We start from the raw sequence: 2,647 nt of genomic DNA, 5'->3' as shown, positions 1-2,647 counted from the left end.
GTCACATCGATGAGCTTTTTCGCCCGCACGCCAACCTTGCCAATCGTGAACATCCGGCTGGTGTCCCCATGCCATCCATCCACAATGACGGTGACGTCAATGTTGAGAATATCTCCATCAAGAAGCTTTTTGTCCCCCGGAATACCATGACAAACCACGTGATTCACAGAAGTGCATATGGACTTTGGGAATCCTCGATAGCCAAGGGGCGCAGGAATCGCACCATGGTCTACGATAAATTTATGGCAGAGCTGGTCCAGCTCTTCCGTGGTCACGCCCACCTTCACGTAAGGGGTAATGAAATCCAAGGTTTGCGCTGCCAACTTGCCGGCTTTGCGCATCCCCTTAAAGTCTTCGGGTCCATGGATAACAATATCACGAGGATCCTCCTCATCGTGGCTGTGATCGTGATCACAAGGACCATCATGGTGGTGGTGATGATGGGAACGATTTTCCATTACATACATAGGCTTTTCTACTCTCAATTTATTCCTGTTGGAAATCACATTATCGGATTTTAAGAAAGAAGGGAAGAAATGGTTTGTGAGAGGCGGCTCTCTTACCACTTTTCTGTTTTTGCTCTTGTCCCTAAATATTCCTCAACCCGTCTTTTTGTAGCTGGGGTGACGTCGTCGGGCAGACTTTTGAGAGGAAACCATTTCTTTTCGGCAATCTCCCGAGAAGCGGATTCTTTCATATCAAATTTTCTAACGATGTAGAAGGCAACGTAATCATCACCCTTCAATTGATTGCTGTGGTAGACCCCAAACAACTCAGGGGCCTCCTTCAGGGTCACCCCAACTTCCTCGAAAAGCTCTCTCGAAATGGCTTGGGTCGTTGTCTCCCCTTTTTCAACCATACCGCCGATGGTATACCACCCCTTCTGATAGGTGTGTTTGACAAAGAGAACTTGTTCGTCTTGAACCACAAGGGCCCTTGCCCCAACGGTTTTTGCGCCGAGAGCCCCAAAGAGACGATTCCGAAGAGAGTAAGCTATTTTGTGTAAGGAATGTAAAAGCATGTCTATGATTCCTTAACCTTATTTGTCATTTTCTTTGCCTCTTCCCACAACTCAAGCAAGAAGTCAAAAGAATGCCCTTTAAAAGTTTCAACGCCACGTTCTTTCATAATCTGCTGAAGAGCCTGCAAACGGGCCCCAAATTTCTGATTGACGATCTCCAGGGTTTCTTCTACATCAAACCCTTCAAACACACATAAGGAAATAGCCGCATGCAGCAAATCTCCCGTTTCCTCTTGGAGGCGCTTGCGTCCTTCATTCGACTGAATCGAGCGTTTGATTTCTCCACACTCACTGATGGCTTGATCTAAAATCGTTTCTGTATTTGGCCAATCAAATCCGATACGACCGGTCGTCCGCTCAAGCGCGATCAGTTTTTGCAACGCGCTCATTGTCTTCTCCATAATTTCCCGTAACAGGCATATACCCTCCTGGGGTTGGTGCAAAACGAGCCTGAACACGGGTCCAAACCTTCTCAAATACCCGACACAAAGCACCATTGGCCATCACGTTGCTGCTGGTAATTAATGGATCAAGAACCACATTAAGTGCAAGAATGATGGCTATCATTTCTGGCGTAAACCCAAGATAACTTTCGTAAATGGGCAGCATAATAAAGATCGCCCCCCCAAGAACTGCCGCTGTTGCAAATCGGGCGAGAACAAAGACCGTACTGAAAGATATCCACGTCATCAAATCCGGGTTATGACCATAAAAATGGCGATAAATCATAAAGCATAAAAAGGTCTGTGCAATACAATCTCCAATTTGCTGAATATTGGTGGTCGCCGGAATAATAGCTTTGGCTAACATCGGATTTTGAAGATTCTTGGAAGCCCCCTCAATCGTCCACGGCATGGTGGACATGCTACAGCTTGAGGTAAGAGCCATTCCTCCTGCTGGGAGAAGATTTCTGATGTTTTGCAAAATGGCCCTCACAGACCAACCAGCACCAAGCGAAAACAAGAATACCAGATAGCACATGATAAATACCGAGAGACACATGGTCAAAACGGCGTAATGGGCAAAGACATGGGTAAGAATCTTTGTTTGAATCATATGAGCAGCAAAACCGAGAACAAATATCGGAATAAGGCGGGCAAACACTTTCGTGAGCAACCATTCTGCAAGGCTCTTGCCTTGGCTCAAAACTTGGCGAAGGAGCAGATTTTTGTTGAAAGCCGAAATGCACCCCAATAAAAGCCCTGCAAAGGCGCCCTTATCCGCTGACCACCAGCTGGGCCGGCTCAAGGGAAGGCGCCACAAAGAAACAAAGTCACTTTCCAGAGTCGTTGCCTTAATCAACGGCAGCTGATCCGCCACCAATGTTGCCGCGCCAAAGGCATACCAAACACTGCTTAAATTTGAAAGCGTCTCAAAGAGAACAAGTGTCAGGATAAATAAAGGCGCTCGTCTTTCAAAGGAGCTGACCGTATGAGCGATGAAGAGCGCAACCACAAGCGGCATATTCCAGATCAACAAATCCTTGATAAAGAGGCTGATTGTATAAAATATTTGATGCACGACGGGGGGCAAAAAGGGCGCGAGGAGAACATAGACAGCTAGGGTGAGAATTGTTTGAACGCTACGTTGTTTGAGGGCCAAGAAGACTTTTGAAAGTATAGTATC

Annotated in this window: 4 protein-coding genes; all 4 read right to left on the bottom strand. The window is 46.6% G+C overall.

Annotation, left to right across the window (positions count from 1 at the left end):
* Positions 1–458 (bottom strand): M24 family metallopeptidase (locus K2Y18_10295; GenBank protein MBX9806117.1); only part of this gene is annotated, 458 nt, incomplete at its 3' end.
* 101 nt (positions 459–559) lie between these two features.
* The gene (locus K2Y18_10290; protein MBX9806116.1) at positions 560–1,021 is read right to left on the bottom strand and encodes an NUDIX domain-containing protein; all 462 of its coding nucleotides are present in this window, start codon (positions 1,019–1,021) and stop codon (positions 560–562) included.
* A 2-nt stretch (positions 1,022–1,023) separates the two neighbouring features.
* Positions 1,024–1,410: a nucleotide pyrophosphohydrolase gene (locus K2Y18_10285; GenBank protein MBX9806115.1), complete on the bottom strand. Its 387-nt coding sequence runs from the start codon at positions 1,408–1,410 to the stop codon at positions 1,024–1,026.
* Positions 1,379–2,647: dicarboxylate/amino acid:cation symporter (locus K2Y18_10280; GenBank protein ID MBX9806114.1), on the bottom strand; the 1,269-nt coding region annotated here is incomplete at its 5' end. The genes K2Y18_10280 and K2Y18_10285, both read right to left, overlap by 32 nt.

Source organism: Alphaproteobacteria bacterium, from assembly GCA_019746225.1.
Taxonomy (GTDB): Bacteria; Pseudomonadota; Alphaproteobacteria; order Paracaedibacterales; family VGCI01; genus VGCI01.
The sequence above is the reverse complement of the archived record's forward strand: the minus strand, read 5'-3'. Positions and strand labels throughout refer to the sequence as shown.